This is a genomic window from Actinomyces vulturis, from assembly GCF_001687305.1.
In the GTDB taxonomy this organism is placed as follows: Bacteria; Actinomycetota; Actinomycetes; order Actinomycetales; family Actinomycetaceae; genus Actinomyces; species Actinomyces vulturis.
On sequence record NZ_LZRK01000004.1, the window covers coordinates 98717 to 116839 of the forward strand.

Here is an 18123-nt window from a genome sequence, read left to right on the forward strand (position 1 = left end):
TTGCCATGAAAGCGCTCGTCAAAACCCAGCCGGGCCCAGGGCTCGACCTCATCGACATCCCCATGCCCACTGTGGGTCCTAACGATGTGCTCATTAAAGTCATGCGGACGGGAATCTGTGGCACTGACCTGCATATTGATTCCTGGGATGGTTGGGCTGCTAAAACCCTCTCCACCCCGCGCGTCGTAGGCCACGAATTCTGCGGCACCATCGTGGAACTCGGTGCTGAAGTCACTGACCTTGAAGTTGGCCAGTTCGTCTCCGGCGAAGGTCACTATGTGTGTGGGCGCTGCCGAGCCTGCCTAGCTGGTCTACGCCACCTATGTCACAATACACAAGGTATTGGCTACGCGGTGGACGGCGCATTCTGTGAATACTTCGCCATGCCAGCCACCAACGTATGGGTCCATCAGATACCCGATCTTGACCCTGATGTAGCTGCCATCTTTGACCCCTTCGGCAACGCCGTCCATACTGCTTTACAGTTCCCTACACTCATTGAAGATGTACTCGTCAGCGGTGCTGGCCCCATCGGTATCATGGCCGCCCTCGTCGCACAGTTCCAAGGGGCACGTAACGTCTTACTCACTGACCTTGCTGATGAACGCCTCGAACTGGCTCACAAGGTTGGCGTCAAACACACTCTGAACGTGGGCCATCATGACCTACACGACATGTATGAACCTCTGGGTATGAAGGAGGGCTTCGACATTGGCCTAGAAATGTCAGGCTCCGGCGCAGCGCTGTCTGCAATGATCGACAACATGGCTCATGGTGGTCGCATCGCTTTACTCGGTACCCCTACTCAAAACCTCTCCGTGGATTTTTCCACGATCATCTTCCACATGTTGACGATCCAAGGCGTCACTGGCCGCCGAATTTTCGAAACCTGGTATGCCATGACCGCTCTCATCCGCTCCGGGCTGGATATTTCCGGTGTGATCACCGACCGCTTCCATTACACCGACTACCGTCAAGCCTTTGAAGTGGCTGGGAACGGCCGTTCCGGCAAGGTAGTCATGAGTTGGGATGATTGATTCCGCCGGTCATACTCCCTTTCACTGTTTTATTAAGACTAAGGACAATAATGGATTCCCAACTCCGCCAACGCTTCGCCGCTGAACTAACCGAACTTCGTGAACAAGGCTTATACAAGGAAGAAGCTGCACTCACCTCCCCACAGTCTGCGCACATTGGGGTAGCCGATGGCCGTAAGGTCATTAACTTGTGTGCCAACAACTATCTTGGCTTAGCTGACTCTCCCATTCTTATCGACGCCGCAAAGAAAGCTCTCGATGATTGGGGCTTTGGCATGGCGTCTGTTCGGTTCATCTGTGGTACCCAAACCCTTCATCAGCGTCTTGAGCGTGCCTTGACTGAATTCTTCCATCCTGAAGACCCAGATGAATGGGACACAATCCTCTACTCTTCCTGCTTCGACGCCAACGGTGGTCTGTTTGAAGTACTCTGCCAGGCTGAGGACGCCATTATCTCCGATGAACTCAATCACGCCTCCATCATTGACGGCGTGCGCCTAAGCAAGGCTGCCCGCTACCGCTACCGCAATCGCGACATGGCACACCTAGAAGAGCAGTTACAGGCTGCGTCTGGTGCGCGTACCAAGGTAATTGCTACTGACGGCGTGTTCTCCATGGATGGCTACGTGGCACCTCTCGAAGAGATTTGCACACTGGCTAAGAAGTACAACGCCATGGTGATGGTCGATGATTCTCACGCCGTGGGCTTCGTTGGAGACTCCGGTGCTGGGACTCCCGAAAAGTGCGGTGTACGCAGTGAGGTGGATGTTCTCACCGGTACGCTCGGCAAAGCTCTAGGCGGCGCCTCAGGTGGTTATACCTGTGCACGCAAAGAAATCGTAGAAATGCTACGTCAGCGCTCCCGCCCGTATCTCTTCTCCAATTCTTTGGCACCCTCGATTGCTGGTGCCGCTATCGCAACGGTTGACCTACTGCGTTCATCCGGTGATCTGCGCGATAAACTCAACGAGAATACCGCCTACTTCCGTCGTGAAATGGTTGCTCGTGGCTTCGAAATTCCTGAGTCTGACCATGCCATTGTGCCGGTGATGATTGGTGACGCGGTTAAGGCTGCAGCCATGGCTGACCACATGCTTGCTCAAGGCATTTACGTCCGTGCTTTCTCTTACCCTGTGGTTCCTCAGGGTAAGGCTCGTATCCGCACGCAGATGTCCGCTTCGCTGACCCGTGAGGACCTCGATATGGCTATCGCAGCATTCGAAAGGGCTCGCGACGCCGTGGAAAACAACTAACCACTGGCTAAGAAAACGTGTGGGGTCCGCGGCTATGCCGCGGACCCCACACGTTTTTGGTGCCCCTGACTGGACTCGAACCAGCACGCGCGTTGGCGGCGAATTTTAAGTTCGCTGTGTCTACCATTCCACCACAGGGGCTTGTACCGTCCCCCCTCTGGGATTCGAACCCAGGACCTTGTGCTTATCAGGCACGACACGAGGTATAAGCTCGCTGCTCTAACCGCTGAGCTAAGGGGGGTTCGAGCACGGGGCTCAAACGGAACGCCCCTACTCTACCAAGTTTTTCGCACCCTGTTGAACACCCGACCCACAGAGTGTTCATCCAGCATCAAAAAGTGACAAGTAAAGACTTCCAGGCCCCGATAAGCCTCGTGATGTTCCATCAGTACTCTGAGTTTTCTATTTCCCAAAGACCTGCTCGTTGAGCGAGGACTGCCAAAGCTATGGAACCGGCAGACGACGTTCGCATCACGTGGGGACCGAGGCGAACCATAATGGCTCCCGCCTCAATCAACGCTCGAGTTTCTTCCTCACCAATACCACCTTCAGGCCCTACGATGACGGCTACTGACAATGCCTTGCTACTCGTGGCATTGCCAAGGCTACGGTGTTGAACTTCCACAGCAGTGGGTTCTTCGCCAGCATTGCTAGCACTGACAGATCCACCGTCAGGAGAAGCAACGTAAGAGAGATCATCCGTACTATGGGGTTGTTCCTTCTGAGAACTAAGGAACTGAGAAATTGATGTGGTTGCTTCTTCATGGAGTAGGGCCACGTAAGCCCCCTGCTGAATCTGCTCACGAATCCAAATGCACAGTTGCCTAGTGTTCTTAGGCTCTAGTACTTCAGGAATCACACTACGACGTGCCTGTTTTGCTGCTTCACGAGCAATCGCCTGCCAACGAGCCTGTCCCTTAGCAACCTTATTACCGTTCCACTGACTGATTGATCGTGCAGCCTGCCACGGAATAACCTGGTGAACACCAACTTCTGTAGAAGTCTCAACAGCCTGTTCATCGCGGCCGCCCTTTGCCAGAGCTTGAATGAGCGTCAATATGGCAACGGAGTCTTCTTCGGTCTGGACTCTCTCGACGATTACGGGAAGTTCGTCTTTCACCCCGCGCTGCATGGCACCAACTACGCCCACGATACGCGTACCCGCACCATCAGCAAGATCAACACGTTCACTTTCGCGAAGTCGGCGGACAGTCACTGCATGACGAGCCTCTGGCCCCGAAAGCACGACGGTCATTCCTGGTTTAACGCTTGCCAGCGCGCAGGACAGTGTGGAGTCATCGACCATGAATACTGGTGCAGTCATAACATCATCCTTTCACGCTCACATCACCTTGGAAACGCAGAGCGTTAAATTGTCCGCGGACTCACCGCGTTCTGCGAACAACTGGTGCACAGGTAACACTCTCGAAAAACACCGAATACCGTTCCGCAAATGAAACGACGTAACTCAGTGGCCAGAAAGTTTATCCTTGAGTTTTCCGAGAACGGATTCATCCTTTGCCGGAGCCACACCATCTTCACCGCGCAACGCAGCTAACTGCTGGAGTAATTCACGCTGCTGCGAATCAATATGCCTGGGCGTTTCCACCACGATGGAGACGTGGAGGTCACCGCGTCCGTGACGACGCAGGTGTCCCACACCAAGCCCATCAAGAATGACCTCATCACCGCTCTGAGTACCAGGCTTAATGCTGACATCCTGGGTGCCGTCGAGCGTATCGAGAGGATAGGTGGCACCGAGGGCAGCGGCAGTCATGGGGATGCGCAACTCAGTGAGCAAGTCATCACCGTGACGCTCGAGGAAGGGGTGGCGTTCTTCATGAATCTCTATGTAGAGGTCAGCATGAGGACCACCAGCGGGACCTGCTTCACCGCGTCCAGACATGCGGATGCGAGTTCCATCAGCCACGCCTGCGGGAATATCCACTTCAATGGTGTCACGTACGTGGGTGCGGCCCTGAGCGGAGCATTCTTTACAGGGAGAGGCAATCACTGTGCCAAAGCCTTGGCAAGTGGAACAGGCAGTTGAGGTCATGACGTTGCCTAGGAAGGAGCGTGCCATGCGCTGAACGGAGCCAGAACCATTACAAGAAGAGCAGGTAACTGGTTCGGTTCCTGGCGAGCAGCAGGAGCCATTGCAAGAGGCGCAGGTAACGTAGGTATCAACCTCGATGGAGCGATGAGCACCAAAAGCCACATCTTCCAGGCTAACGTCCACGGCAACAAGGGAGTCCTGGCCACGGCGTGCACGTGATGCGGGGCCACGTGAGGCTCCACCACCAAACATCGACTGGAAGAAAGTGCCCAGGTCAGGAGCGCCGAAACCGCCTCCAAATCCACTTGCACCGTTAAGTGCGTCCTCACCGCCCAGGTCGTACATCTGACGCTTATCAGGATCGGAAAGAGTTTCGTAGGCGCGGGAGACCTTCTTGAACTCTTCTTCGTGTCCTTCACCAGCGATATCGGGATGAAGTTTACGAGCCTTCTTTCGGTAGGCTTTTTTGATTTCCTCCAGGGTTGCGTTTTGGGAAACACCAAGGAGTTCGTAGTAATCGCTCAAGGTTGTGTTCTTCCTTTGTTTTCACACATCTAGTGGCTCTGGTCAGTGAAACGTCGCGGCCTCACTGTTGGCCTTCGTCGCTTAAGAATCGAGAAAGGTACATGGCAACCGCTCTCACGGCAGCCATAGTGGCTGGGTAATCCATACGCGTGGGACCAACTACGCCCACGTGCGCGAGTCCAGTACTGACGGCGGCAGAAGAATCGCACGGGCGGGAACCATAACTGGAGGCGACAACTGAGGCTTCAGCCAATGCGTCGTCATTATTCTCCTGACCAATAGTGACATTGAGGGCCCCATCTCCGACCTGAGTAAACAAGCGCATGAGAACAACTTGCTCTTCAATGGCATCCAACAGTGGACCAAGAGAGGAAAAGTCCGGGGTAGACCGCGCAAGGTTAGCGGTCCCAGCCATGACGAGGCGCTCTTCAGCATCTGGTCGAAGTGCATCAGCGAGAGCTTCGGCAACCGCAGCAAGAATAAGACGTTCGCTCATCGGTGCATGGGTAGCCAGCAAACTCAAAGTGCTCTCTACATCGGCACTGGGACGCCCGCCGAGAGCAGCATTGAGACGGCCTTTAACGCTTTCAAGTGCTACCGCGTCAATCGGCGCTGCCACGGTCATCGTGCGTTGTTCGACACGGCCTGTGTCAGTAATGATGACCATAAGCAAGCGTGTGGGGCCCATAGGCACCAATTCGAGGTGACGTAGCGCGGTGGAGCGTAATGAGGGTAACTCAATGACCGCGAGTTGACCGGTAAGTTGCGCCAAAGCTCGAACAGTACGCTCCACTACGTCTTCCAGGTCTACAGCGCCGTCAAGAAAGGCTGTGATAGCAGTGCGCTCGGCAGGCGACAGTGGCTTGATGGAGTCAATATCATCAACGAACATGCGGTAACCCTTGTGTGTGGGCACGCGTCCGGCGGAAGTATGCGGCTGATGAATGAGGCCTTCATCTTCGAGGGCGGCCATGTCATTGCGGATTGTCGCGGGGGAAACACCCAAGCGGTAACGTTCAACAATTGCTCGTGAGCCGACGGGTTCACGAGTGCGCACGTAATCGGAGACGATTGCTTGGAGAACTTTCTTCCGGCGCTCATTACTCATGGGGTTTCCTCCTTTCCATAATCGAATGTCCCTCGGTGATATTCACGGCCACCGAATTAGCACTCTAGACCTTCGAGTGCCATCCTACCCGCCTCTTCGGCGCGCCTGATGCATGGACAACGTGAGATTGGCCTACCGTGCGCTTCGTGACTTCCCGTTCTTCTATTCCTGGCGGCCAGCCGAAACCAACTTCTCGTTCTGCTCTTTCTCCTACTGTTGCCCGTCGTTTAGCCCGACGCCAAGCCGCACAGTCCCAGCGACAAGTCGCCTCAGTAGACGGACAATTTCATCAGCAACCAAACCTGAACAATCAACGCTCAGCCTCAACTCAGCCCTCAGCGAATGAGGCGCCTCAACGTACGTCTTTGCTTGGAAGCAGGGGACGTATAGGGCAGCAAACTCCAAAACAAGTCCCCCAGATTCAGGCACTATCTCATGGCGGTGATCGCTATGGATTAGACATTCTTGCTGTTGATCCTCATCGAGTTGGGTCACATGCTCGCCGGCCGATGAGTTCCACGATTCCAGTGGAATTGAACATGGTTATTGAGGATGTTCATACCGGTTTCGTGGGCGCCGTTCTCAGCGTAGAGAAGTCTGGCGGCCGATGGGTCATGGTTCTTGAGGACCGCCATGGAACTCGCCGTGGTTTCCCTTTAGGGCCTGGATATTGGGTGGAGGGTAAACCTGTCATTCTCGATCCACCCGTTGGCAAACCCCGCGTCGATACAGGACCGAAAAGTGCGGGTGGCCGTACGTTGACGGCCTCCGGTTCTTATCGAGTGGAGGGTCAGAAGGCTAGGACTGCTCGTGCGTCACGCATTTGGGTTGAAGGACGACACGATGCAGAGTTAGTGGAAAAAGTGTGGGGTGATGATCTTCGCGTCGAAGGCGTAGTAGTCCTGATGCTTGATGGCGCTGACAATCTTGAAGCAGTCATGCGCGACTTTGAGCCCTGTCCTACAAGGCGCGCCGGTGTACTTCTAGATCATCTGGTGCCCGGTTCAAAAGAATCACGAATTGCTGAACGTGTCATGGGGATGAAAGGGGGCGAGAACGTCAAGATTCTTGGGCACCCTTACATTGATGTATGGCAAGCCATTAAACCTGAGCGTCTAGGGTTAAATGCCTGGCCGACGATTCCACGGGGCACGGATATTAAGCACGGCACTTTGGAGTATCTAGGCTGGCCCCATGAAGATCAAACTGATATCGCTCGTGGATGGCAGCGTATCTTGTCGACGGTCGCATCGTATAAGGACCTGGAGCCGGCGTTGCTAGGACGAATGGAAGAACTCATTGACTTCGTCACCGAGCCCGGAACCGAATAATGACGGAAATCGCAACGACTCGTACTCCCCAGCGCTCATTGTCTCCGTCACCGCTTATTGAGTAAAAATCTCTGACAGCGGCTGGGTCTGATTGTTGTTCCATTCAGCGAAGCACAAGTACTCATGCTGGCCAGCATTCCAGGCTTCCTTAGTGGGGTTTGCGACCTGAATAGTCAAGCCGTCATTCTCTGCCGCATCTGGATACTGAGCAACAAGGGCTTTCTTGCACATGGCAAAACTGGTGGTCTCTAATTCAACATCGCCGGGGTACACATCAGTAGTGTCATGTGCTTCACGAGCGAAGAGTTCTGAATCATGAGTCTGTGTGCACTCGACAGGTTTAACCTCTTTGCCTTGAGAAACGAAGCAATCGCCTACCTGCGCAGTGTCCATCACGCTATCGAGCGATTCATTTTTATCATTCGCTTCGGAATTACACGCGCCTAACAGCATGATTGAAGCCGCCATGGTCAAAGCGAGGAGACGACGTGGACGAAACCGCGATGTTGTCATACCTCCATCATAGTGAAGGTCTCGATCCCTTTGGTTAGGCACAGAAAACTGTGTGGGATCGCACCGATGGTCACATCTTACGAATTTCAGGGGACGGCTCTGCCCCGGCGCTTCGACGTGCCAAGATCAGGAGTACCACGCACCTGGCCAGCACCACTGCAGTAACGATGGCACCAAGAAGGTTACTCACCCACCCTGACGCAATGAAAAACAGGACCATAGCAACGATGGCGGGCAACAGGAGGAACGCGGCGTCAACAATGTAGCGTCCAAAAGCAGGCATCTCGACACCTGCGGATTCAGCGACGGATTTGACCATGAAATTGGGGCCGTTACCGATATAGGTCAATGCACCGCAAAGCACTGCGCCCAGGGAAATTGCCGTGAGGTAATGCTCAGGAACTCCAGCGACGGTGGCCATGCCATCGGCCGGCAGTTGAGTGGCCATCTCGAAGAAGGTGGCATAGGTGGGAGCGTTGTCCAGAACGCTAGAAAGGCCGCCGGTGAAGATGAAGAAAGTACTCTCGGTCAAAGGCAACTTGGGGGCGATTTCTGCCAGGTATTCCAGGGCAGGAATCATAGTGAGGAAGATACCAATGAAGAGGGTGGCGACTTCCTTAATAGGGCCCCAAGTGAACTGGTTGTCTTCAAAACGAGTCTTTTTATCACCCAGCATATAAGAGGCTGTGGCGGCAGCAATCATGACCACCTCACGCCAAGGAATCCACTGCATGATGTTGGCATGACCTTCTTCAATCGCGGCCACGTTGATAGAAGGAAGGAAGGCAACAGAGGCAATGATGCAGGCGAAGAAAAAAATCTGAATCTTACCGTGGAACCCAAGCGGGGTGACGTGTTCGTAATCATCTTTCACCGCAGCGTCGGGTTCCTTTGCCCAGTAGTAACTGTCTAGGGCGTAGTAAGACAGGAGCATAAGACCGTTAACAAACAACCACTGGGGAAATAAGGAGAAGGTCCAGGTAAAGGGCACACCGCGGAGCATGCCAAGAAACAATGGCGGATCGCCCAATGGCGTGAGCAGACCTCCACAGTTCGCCACGATAAAAATGGTGAACAGCATGGTGTGAACACGGTATCGACGCTCAGAGTTAGTGTTCAGCAGTGGACGGACTAAAAGCATAGCTGCGCCGGTGGTTCCAACGAAGGATGCTAAGGCGCCACCAATGGCGAGGAAGATGGTGTTGTTGCGCGGATTACCGATAAGGTCACCGGCAACGAAGAAGCCACCGGAGACAATAAATAAACTGGCTAGCAAACAAATGAATTGAAAATATTCAACTGCGGTGTCTGCCACTGGCCACCATGATGCAGTCAGACCGATCCATACAGCAACGGGAACGCCGAGAATCAAAGCGACGAGCAATTGGCTACGTTCTTTTTCCCACCAGTGTGCAGTTGCTGGGATAAGTGGAAATACAGCGATAGAACCGAGCATAAGCACGAACGGAATGACTGACCACCATGACAAATGCACTCTTCTACGCCTCCTCATGACATACGAACCACCTCCACTGTAGTCCTGCCTTTTTGTACTCAGGCAGTGGAATGGTCCCAAAAAGCGCCTTTTGTGTGGATAGTCACCCACTTAGAGTTCAGCTGTTAATGGTGAAAAACTTAAGAATTACGCAGAAAACTCAAGGAGTTGCCCAGTAACATAATCAGCCAGCAATCGGCCCCGTAAGGTCAACACGATACGTCCGGCAAAGGCCTGAAAAGGGTCAATAAGCTCGTCGGCGATGAGCGTAGGAACAACCTTGTGGCGAACAGCCTCATCGATTAACGACGCATCAAGACCTTCGCGGGTACGAATGGCAAGCATGACGTATTCGAGATGACGCGAGTCTGGGGTGATTATTTCGTGTCCGGCTACAGGCAGGTGTCCTTGACCTACTTGGCCAGCCCAGGCGATGGGATGCTTAGTGTTCCACCCACGCACGTCACCCAGATGCCAATGCGCTCCAGGTCCTAATGCCCACCAGTCCCAGTCTCGCCAATAAGCCAGGTTGTGTTGGCTTTCATGACCAGAACGGGCAAAGTTAGAGATTTCGTACCAGTGGTAGCCTGCTTCACTGAGCAGAGCGTCAGCAATTTCGTATTTAGTTGCTTGATCATCCTCATCTGGCTTAGGGAGTTCCCCACGGGCCACCTGGGCAGCCATTTTGGTGCCCTGTTCAATAATGAGGGAATAAGCACTAATATGATCGGGATTTAAGTCAATCGCTGTACGCACAGTTGTCCGCCAGTCATCGATGCTTTCACCTGAGGCACCGTAGATAAGGTCCAGCGAGGTGGACAGTCCTACAGCCTTCGCATGATCCACAATGAGCGGAACATGTTCGGGCGTGTGAGTGCGATCCAACGTACGCAGCACGTGAGGTACCGCGGATTGCATGCCAATGGACAGACGAGTAACTCCCCCATTCGCTAACTGCTGGCAGTCTGTTGGATTCAGGGTGTCGGGATTAGCTTCCACCGTGATCTCAGCACCCTGCGCAATCCCGTACTCATTTTCGACGACGCCGAGAATGTCCGTCAGCATCGAAGCAGTCAGCATCGTGGGGGTGCCGCCACCAAAAAAGATGGTTTCTACAGGCCGTGAAGGCAGACCTGCCTCACGTATTGCTTGAGCGCCGAGTTGTGCCTCGTGGCGAATGGTGTGGACATAGTCGCCGATGGAAGCTCCAGGCCCCATATCGAGATTTGTGTACGTGTTGAAGTCGCAATAGCCACAGCGAATCCGGCAATAAGGCACATGAATGTAAAGGCTTAAAGGGCGTGCGCCGCCGCTGCGCGGCGGCGCACTCACCTGTATGGGTAATTCTCCCCAACCCGGTAACGGGTCTCCAATAGGCTGATGCGGAGTCAGTCTTCCTCCACCTCATCCCAGTCAGAACGAGCAGTGTTGCTCAACGGGATATCGCAATCGGTGCAAGCAGCCATCCACTTCGCAAATGAATGGTCCCCACGCTCACGCAACTGCTCATAGAGACGGTGGACTAAGTATTTACGGATCTCGTCATAAACGGGTGCCTCGTAGACATTAGTCATCTCGTAGGGGTCGTTACGCAGGTCATAGAGTTCATTGATGGACTCATGATTCATGACGAGTTTGAAATCACGAGTACGTAACATGCGCTGTTGCAGTGGGAAATGATGTCCGTGAAATTCGCACACCATGTCTTCACGCCAACCTGGTACCTCATCGCCTCGGGTCAGGTCAACAATGGAGCGTCCGTCTTCCACCAATGCCGGATCAAGACCAGCAATTTCCATAATGGTAGCAGGAAGGTCAATCAACGAGACAAAGGCGTCAGACTCGCCCACAGTGGATACACCAGGAATTTGGGCGATGAAGGGAATGCGGTAAATATCGTCATACATGGCCGGCCCCTTATCGTTCATACGGTGGGCACCGGTGAATTCACCATGGTCGGCGGTAAAAAATACGGCAGTATCATCGAGAATGCCAAGGTCACGGGCGGCGTCAAGAATACGACCAATTTCATAATCGATCATGGCCACATAGCCACGATAGACGGCGATGAGTTTCTTCCATTCCTCCGTCGTGAAAGACGAAGTAGACCAGTAAGTGGCGTAATTAAGTTGGACTGGAGGCTTACCAAGGAGTGTGTCCCCAAATGAAGGAGGCAATTCAACGGTTTCTGGGTCGATGAGATCGAACCATTCATCGGGCAAGAAGTAGGGCAGGTGCGGACCAAAGAAGTGCACGTCCAAACTAAAAGGCTTACCGGAGTCCTTCCAATCCTTGGCATAGTTCTTTAACTGTTCTATGGCGCGATCAGCAATAAAACGCTCGAAGGTGGCTTCTTCAGGCTGTTTAAGGCGCGCAGCAATGATGTGACCAGGGCGAGCACCAGGCAAGGTTCCTCGCCAAAAATCGTGAGCGGCCACAGGAGGAAGATCATTTTCTTTGAGCCAGGCGACGTACTTTTCATTGGCTACGGGGTTTTCTGCACCCCAGTAGGAATCATCATCCATGCCGAAGCAGTCAGGCAGGTTGGCACCACAGTGGTACTTACCCACAAGGCCCACGTTATAACCGTTGTTGCGCAATTCCTGGGTGTAGGTCCAAGCATCGAGGGGAATCTCAGTCTGATAAGCAATGTTCCACTCGGGGTTGGCCAACACCTGGTGTTTGAGAGGGGTCTTCCCTGTCAGCAGGCTGGCGCGAGCAGGAGTACAAATTGCTGTAGGCGTAAAAGCGTGGTTAAAGGCGAAACCGTTGTACCCCATCTGGTCAAGATTCGGCGTGTGAGCGTGTTCCTGCCCGAGGCATCCGATGGTGTCAATGCGGTGCTGGTCTGTCATAAGGACCAAGACATTGCGAACATTGTCAGGAATAGTGCGGTTACTAGTGGGGCTCATCGTTGAGGGGACATCGCTCATGTGCTCATCTTAGCGCGGGGATGAACAACTAATGAGAGACGGCAGTAGCCCCGGGTCAGCAAGGCTCTCATTCAAGGACGAATAGCGTTCAAGTCACGGATGACGCGACCTGCATCAATTCCACGTTGCTCAAATCGAGTCATGACGCGGCCTTCAAATCGCTCAGACCATCCCCCCATTACGCCACGAGGTGATCCTGGGTCGATTCCATTACCACGGTCTCCCTCAACCCAGGTGTCACTGCCTTGTAAAGGTGCGCGTCCGGCGTCGGGATAATCAACAATGCCGAGTGCGGCAGCTTCTTCGAGAACATCACGCATCTGCCAGGCATAGTCCGCCCAGTCAGTAGCCAAGCGCCACACTCCCCCGCGCTTCAGTGTCCGTGCCACGATGCGTGCAAAGTCCACAGTCACCAGACGGCGCTTGCGGTGACGTGCTTTACGCCAAGGATCAGGGAAGAATGTCCAAACTTCATCGAGTGATTGTGGAGCAAGAGCAGTCTGGAGAAACTGGCTAGCATCCACCGGAGCAACACGGACATTACTGAGGTTTTCCCTCACGATTCCAGCTACGAGACGAGCAATCGCAGTTTCCCACACTTCCACGGCGATGTAATCAACATCCGGGTGTGCAGCGGCGTGGGCAATGAGTGCTTCACCACTGCCGGGGCCAATTTCGACGATGCGAGGGGCACTGCGACCAAAAATTGCTTCTGCATCGCAGCGGTAATCGGTACTGACGGTACGGATGGCGTCACGTCGCGGAATATCCAATACATACTTGGGGCCGTGCGCAGCCAACGTCTCAGCGTGGTGACCGTGAAGGCGACCACCAGCACGGGAAAATGAACGAACACGGGCGTGAACCCGGTGCTCCTCACCTTGCTCAAAGCGGCCCTGGTCGAGGATAAATCCAGTGGAGCGGTCAGACTCTGCTGACACCCCACCAGCATCGGTTCGGCCAGACGTCTTAGCATCACATTGGCGTTGGAACTGGAGATCCTCACACTTTCGGTCCGTGGCGCCAATCTCACCGTCGATCTGACTCACTTGTCTTTTCCAGTAGGTGAGTCAGCACCGAGTGCAGCAATGAAGGCTTCCTGAGGAACATCCACGCGACCAATGGCCTTCATGCGTTTCTTGCCTTCCTTCTGCTTCTCCAACAACTTGCGTTTACGAGTGATGTCACCGCCATAGCACTTAGCAAGCATGTCCTTTCGCAATGCACGGATGGTCTCACGCGCAATGACTCGTGAGCCCACGGCTGCCTGGACAGGAACTTCAAACTGCTGCCTAGGAATAAGTTCCTTCAGACGCTTGGTCATCATGAGGCCATAGGAGTAAGCAGCATCTTTATGGACGATGGCACTGAAAGCGTCCACTTGGTCTCCGTTGAGGAGAATATCTACCTTAACCAGGTCGGCCGCTTGATCGCCGTCCATCTCGTAGTCGAGTGAGGCGTAGCCACGAGTGCGAGATTTCAAGGAGTCAAAGAAGTCGAAAACAATTTCTGCTAGAGGCAGGGTGTAATGCATTTCAACGCGGGTTTCGCTGAGATAATCCATGCCAAGCATGGTGCCGCGGCGAGACTGGCACAGTTCCATCACGGTACCCACGAATTCGCTGGGGGTCAGGATCGTGGCACGGACAACGGGTTCGCGTACTTCACGGATTTTGCCTTCGGGGAACTCAGAGGGGTTAGTGACCGTGTGGGTAGTCTTATCCTCCATGGTCACTTCGTAGACCACGGAGGGAGCAGTAGAAATAATGTCGAGGTTAAACTCGCGTTCAAGACGCTCACGAATGATTTCTAAGTGAAGCAATCCCAAATAACCGCAACGGAAACCGAATCCCAAAGCCACAGAGGTTTCAGGCTCATAGGTCAAAGCAGCATCGTTAAGTTTGAGTTTATCCAGAGCATCACGCAGGTTGGGGAAGTCCGAGCCATCCACGGGGAACAAGCCGGAGAACACCATGGGCTTAGGATCCTGGTAGCCGCCTAAAGCTTCAGTTGCTGGGTTGGCGGCAGAGGTAACAGTGTCACCCACTTTGGACTGACGCACGTCCTTCACACCCGTAATCAGATAACCCACTTCACCGGCGCTTAGGCCCTTGGTGGGTTTGGGTTCGGGGCTAATTACTCCGATTTCCAACAGGTCGTGAACGGCCTGCGTAGAGAGCATTTCAATACGTTCGCGAGGTTTGAGTGCGCCGTCAACAACACGGACATAGGTGACCACACCGCGATAAGTGTCGTAAACGGAGTCAAAAATCATGGCACGAGCAGGTGCTGCGGGATCACCTTCAGGAGCCGGAACGGTCTGCACAATACGGTCGAGCAGTTCGGGCACGCCTGCGCCAGTCTTGCCCGAAACCTGGAGGATGTCTTCAGGCTCGCAACCAATCAGTGAGGATATTTCTGCAGCATGACGCTCAGGTTCTGCAGCAGGAAGGTCGATTTTGTTGAGGACGGGAATGATGTGCAAGTCGCCTTCCATGGCCATATACAGGTTGGCCAATGTCTGCGCCTGGATGCCTTGGGCGGCGTCGACAAGAAGAACAGCACCTTCGCAAGCAGCCAAAGAACGGTTAACTTCGTAAGAAAAGTCAACGTGCCCGGGGGTATCAATCATGTTGAGAGCGTAGGTAGTGCCGTCAACGACCCACGGCATCCTCACTGCCTGAGATTTGATGGTGATACCGCGCTCACGTTCAATGTCCATGCGGTCAAGGTACTGGGCACGCATGTCCCGCGGCTGGACCACACCAGTGGCTTGAAGCATACGGTCAGCCAGAGTGGATTTGCCGTGGTCAATGTGCGCAATGATGGAGAAGTTGCGCAGAAGGTGTTGCGGTGTGGCAGCGGGGGCTACGGTAGCCAGCTGTTCTGGAGTGGGGCTCGGTGACACAGAGACACTTTCTTGACGTTGGTTGCGCAGGCGATAGTCGGTCTATTTCTCCGACGCCGCATACTCACCCATTATGGGCACAATCTGCCTGTCAGTATCTCATCTTTCATTATCTAACTCCCAGTTGGTGGAGATGTTGAGTCTGACTCACTTGAGACAACAACGCTAAGAGACAACAACGCTAATGAGAACGCCTCTCCACTAGAAAAAGGATATGAGTTCTGATTCTTTGTTGAGGTATCAGCAAATACGAAACTTTCTGACGCTTCGCCAGATAAGCGTCAGTTAGGATGCGCTCTATGATGCAGCGATTTCTTGACCTCCCCCTAGGCTGGGCTTTTCTTGCCCTATGGTGTGGAGTAATGATCCGTGCCAACTTCACCTATTGGATTGGCCGCGCCATCGCTGCCGGGACAGCCCACTCTCGCATGGCCTCATGGATTGAATCGCCCACCTACGCTCGCGCACACGCAGCAACCGAGCGCTGGGGGATCATTGTCGTGCCTATCAGCTTTGTCACCGTAGGTTTTCAGACCATGGTGCAGTTAGCTGCAGGCGTAACGCGGATGAGCCTAAAACGTTACCTTCCTGCCGTGGCTCTAGGATGCGCCATTTGGGCCGCAATCTATGCCACTGTGGGAATGGCCGTGTTCTTTGCATGGTTAGAGACTGGTGGACACTGGATTGCTCCGCTCGCCGTCATCCTTATCGTGATGACGGTTTTGACATGGCGTTACCGCCAGCAAAAGAAACTTAGTGACCAAGCACTCCTAGCCCAGAGATCTGAAATTGTTGACCCTCTAGGCTAGTGATGTAGTGAACCCCACCTTGGACTTGCCTCAAGTACTACCGAAAGGACTCCCGCCGCATGGCATCAATTCCCTCATGGTTCGCGACCACTGACCCTGACACAATTGTCCCTTCAGTGGTGCGTCTTGCCACAAAACCAGGCACGGTATTGATCTGGATTGCTGCCTTTTTCACTGGCATTCTAACTGTCTGCACGATTATCGCAGGAGTATCTCACGCTCAGGGGGCAATGATTTTCGGCTGCCTCATGATTGCTCTATGCGGATTTTTCATCACACTGTTGTGGATTCGGCGCCATCAGTTACTCAAGGCTGCAGACTCTCTGGGAGGAGTCGAAGTCATCAATGTGCCTAAGACGGATGTGGCCACGATTGATTCATCGTCTACGGTGAACTCGGGAGAGTCATCATTCCTCGACATGGCAAAGTCTCGTGCTAATGATGTGCGCGTTGAGATAAGCAGGCGCCCATCAGCATTTATGCCCCAGGTCGTGGTTGCTCAGCGCGCTGCACTAGCGGCTCTTGGAGGTCCCGTGAAGGCACCATATTTGGTTCCTGACTTGCGCGTGACTGTTGTTGCTGTGATGGGCACTCTTTTCACCATTCCCGTCGCTATTCTTAGTAGTGCGATCGTTCTGATTACTGCTCTTCTCAGCCACGTCTAAGTAGGAACTAATCCGAGCGTTTGTTACTCAGGGATCTCAAGCGAGAGTTGACCGGCGATTGGTCATCGCCAGGTTGGCCCATTCATGCACTCGCTTCTTCACTTACCCACGTCTCGACTATTTGAAGGCTCCAGACATGTCCATCCTCAGCACCATTGCCGAAGAGTTACTTCAGGGAATTATTCAAGGTGTCTTGGATGTCCTTGCACCATCCAAGGCGAAGAAACGGCGAACCTCATCTCGCTCTTCGTCACACTCCCCCAAGTCCACGAGCCGCAGAAAGTCCAGTAATTCTTCCCGCTCAACAGGGTCGGGGAGCACATCGTCAAGCACTCGCCCGTGGGATATGAGCAAGGGATTGCCGACGTTCTCTTACGAACCGCACCCCGATGGTGATGCTGACCCTGGCGAAGTGGTGTGGACGTGGGTGCCGTTCGAAGAGGATGCCTCGCAGGGCAAGGATCGTCCCGTTGTGGTTCTTGGACGCAATCGAGGAAAACTCATCGTTGCTCAGATGACGAGCAAGGACCATGTCCATGACCGTGACCAAGAAGCTCATTGGGGCCGTTACTGGGTGGCCATCGGTTCTGGCCCGTGGGATCGTCAGGGACGCAAGAGTTCAGTCCGTATTAATCGCCTTCTCGTTGTGAATCCCGATGAGGTTCGCCGTGAAGGTGCCACCATGGATAAGAAGACTTACGACGTGGTGGTCAACGCCATTACTCAGCATCACCGTTCTCACCGCTGACGAGTCTTTACGTTCTCCCCTTCTCTCCACCTCCCGCGCGGTCTCTGGCATCTTTCTCTACGGAGATTTCACATCGCTTAGTGCATGAAAAACGTGTGAGAGTTTGATCTAATTCACGTCGCTCTACCACGCCTGTAGAGGCACGTAATTAGCCAAAGATGCTAAAGTCTTCCCTTGGACCTCTGGCCTGGCCGGCTTCGGGGTCCAGCGGCAACCGAGCCACGGCACCCCCACGCCATCACGTCCGGTTGATCGCGAACCCTCTTTCCGGCCACTGTCCACATCACGACCGACGAAAGTTACACCGTGGCTAACATTAAGTCCCAGATCAAGCGCATCAAGACCAACGAAAAGGCTCGTCTGCGCAACAAGTCTGTTAAGTCCGAGCTCAAGACCTACGTGCGTCGCGTTCGCGAAGCCATCGAGGCTGGCGACAAGACCGCTGCTGAGGAAAACCTCAAGAAGGCCTCCCGTAAGCTTGACAAGGCCGTCTCTAAGGGCGTCATTCACAAGAACCAGGCTGCAAACCGTAAGGCCAAGTTGGCCAAGCAGGTTGACAAGATCTGATTCTTCTCAGAACTGTTTAGTGGTGGCGAGACCTTCGGTCTCGCCACCACTGTTTTTATGCGGCTACGCTGACAATGAGCAATGAGGCTCATCGAAGAAGAAGTGCTGAGTTGGTATGGGTCTAGGCTGATTGAGACCTGGTTGATCTAGGTCTAGGGTCGCTGATCTAGGTCTA

Annotated in this window: 16 protein-coding genes and 2 tRNA genes; 7 read left to right on the forward strand and 11 right to left on the reverse strand. The window is 53.8% G+C overall.

From position 1 onward, the window contains the following. Positions 1-5 precede the first annotated feature (5 nt). A complete protein-coding gene (tdh, locus tag A9753_RS07260; RefSeq protein ID WP_067782605.1) occupies positions 6-1037 on the forward strand; it encodes an L-threonine 3-dehydrogenase in 1032 nt (343 codons plus the stop codon). A gap of 50 nt (positions 1038-1087) precedes the next feature. Continuing rightward, positions 1088-2290, forward strand: coding sequence for a glycine C-acetyltransferase (locus A9753_RS07265; RefSeq protein WP_067782608.1), 1203 nt, complete (start codon positions 1088-1090; stop codon positions 2288-2290). 57 nt (positions 2291-2347) lie between these two features. Here the strand turns inward: A9753_RS07265 and A9753_RS07270 are convergent. From A9753_RS07270 to hrcA, 5 genes are all read right to left on the reverse strand, one after another. Next, positions 2348-2431 (reverse strand) — tRNA-Leu (locus A9753_RS07270). Between the two features lie 8 nt (positions 2432-2439). Further along, positions 2440-2531: transfer RNA gene (locus A9753_RS07275), tRNA-Ile, on the reverse strand. Positions 2532-2675: 144 nt separating this feature from the next. Beyond that, a complete protein-coding gene (locus A9753_RS07280) occupies positions 2676-3614 on the reverse strand; it encodes a 16S rRNA (uracil(1498)-N(3))-methyltransferase (protein ID WP_067782611.1) in 939 nt (312 codons plus the stop codon). Between the two features lie 144 nt (positions 3615-3758). Next, a complete protein-coding gene (gene dnaJ, locus A9753_RS07285; protein WP_067782614.1) occupies positions 3759-4871 on the reverse strand; it encodes a molecular chaperone DnaJ in 1113 nt (370 codons plus the stop codon). Between the two features lie 61 nt (positions 4872-4932). Beyond that, positions 4933-5979 carry a heat-inducible transcriptional repressor HrcA gene (gene hrcA, locus A9753_RS07290; protein WP_067782617.1) on the reverse strand — a complete coding sequence of 349 codons (1047 nt, stop codon included), beginning with the start codon at positions 5977-5979 and terminating at the stop codon, positions 4933-4935. 419 nt (positions 5980-6398) lie between these two features. Here hrcA and A9753_RS07295 point away from each other — a divergent pair, with 419 nt between their 5' ends. Continuing rightward, entirely contained in the window at positions 6399-7310 is a 912-nt protein-coding gene (locus A9753_RS07295) for a DUF3097 domain-containing protein (protein ID WP_083090434.1), read from the forward strand. A 54-nt stretch (positions 7311-7364) separates the two neighbouring features. On the opposite strand, the gene A9753_RS07300 is transcribed toward A9753_RS07295, so the two are convergent. The 6 genes from A9753_RS07300 to lepA form a co-directional block, all read right to left on the reverse strand. After that, complete coding sequence (locus tag A9753_RS07300) at positions 7365-7823, reverse strand: septum formation family protein (RefSeq protein ID WP_067782620.1); 459 nt, start codon at positions 7821-7823, stop codon at positions 7365-7367. 70 nt (positions 7824-7893) lie between these two features. Further along, positions 7894-9318 carry a sodium:proton antiporter gene (locus A9753_RS07305; protein ID WP_067782623.1) on the reverse strand — a complete coding sequence of 475 codons (1425 nt, stop codon included), beginning with the start codon at positions 9316-9318 and terminating at the stop codon, positions 7894-7896. 147 nt (positions 9319-9465) lie between these two features. Beyond that, entirely contained in the window at positions 9466-10710 is a 1245-nt protein-coding gene (hemW, locus tag A9753_RS07310; protein ID WP_067782626.1) for a radical SAM family heme chaperone HemW, read from the reverse strand. Continuing rightward, a complete protein-coding gene (locus A9753_RS07315) occupies positions 10707-12230 on the reverse strand; it encodes a sulfatase family protein (RefSeq protein WP_067783305.1) in 1524 nt (507 codons plus the stop codon). Before A9753_RS07315 ends, hemW begins: the two co-directional genes overlap by 4 nt. Positions 12231-12322: 92 nt before the next feature. Continuing rightward, positions 12323-13159 carry a tRNA (guanosine(46)-N7)-methyltransferase TrmB gene (trmB, locus tag A9753_RS07320; RefSeq protein WP_083090435.1) on the reverse strand — a complete coding sequence of 279 codons (837 nt, stop codon included), beginning with the start codon at positions 13157-13159 and terminating at the stop codon, positions 12323-12325. A gap of 137 nt (positions 13160-13296) precedes the next feature. Then, positions 13297-15159, reverse strand: a complete 1863-nt coding sequence (gene lepA / locus A9753_RS07325; RefSeq protein ID WP_067782629.1) for a translation elongation factor 4 — start codon at positions 15157-15159, stop codon at positions 13297-13299. A 299-nt stretch (positions 15160-15458) separates the two neighbouring features. Here lepA and A9753_RS07330 point away from each other — a divergent pair, with 299 nt between their 5' ends. The 4 genes from A9753_RS07330 to rpsT all read left to right on the forward strand — a co-directional run bounded on the left by A9753_RS07330 (position 15459) and on the right by rpsT (position 17948). Next, positions 15459-15968 carry a DedA family protein gene (locus A9753_RS07330; RefSeq protein WP_067782631.1) on the forward strand — a complete coding sequence of 170 codons (510 nt, stop codon included), beginning with the start codon at positions 15459-15461 and terminating at the stop codon, positions 15966-15968. A 59-nt stretch (positions 15969-16027) separates the two neighbouring features. Further along, positions 16028-16633 carry a hypothetical protein gene (locus A9753_RS07335; RefSeq protein WP_067782634.1) on the forward strand — a complete coding sequence of 202 codons (606 nt, stop codon included), beginning with the start codon at positions 16028-16030 and terminating at the stop codon, positions 16631-16633. A 136-nt stretch (positions 16634-16769) separates the two neighbouring features. Beyond that, a complete protein-coding gene (locus A9753_RS07340; RefSeq protein ID WP_067782637.1) occupies positions 16770-17381 on the forward strand; it encodes a type II toxin-antitoxin system PemK/MazF family toxin in 612 nt (203 codons plus the stop codon). A gap of 306 nt (positions 17382-17687) precedes the next feature. Beyond that, positions 17688-17948 carry a 30S ribosomal protein S20 gene (rpsT, locus tag A9753_RS07345; RefSeq protein WP_067782640.1) on the forward strand — a complete coding sequence of 87 codons (261 nt, stop codon included), beginning with the start codon at positions 17688-17690 and terminating at the stop codon, positions 17946-17948. Positions 17949-18123 lie beyond the last annotated feature (175 nt).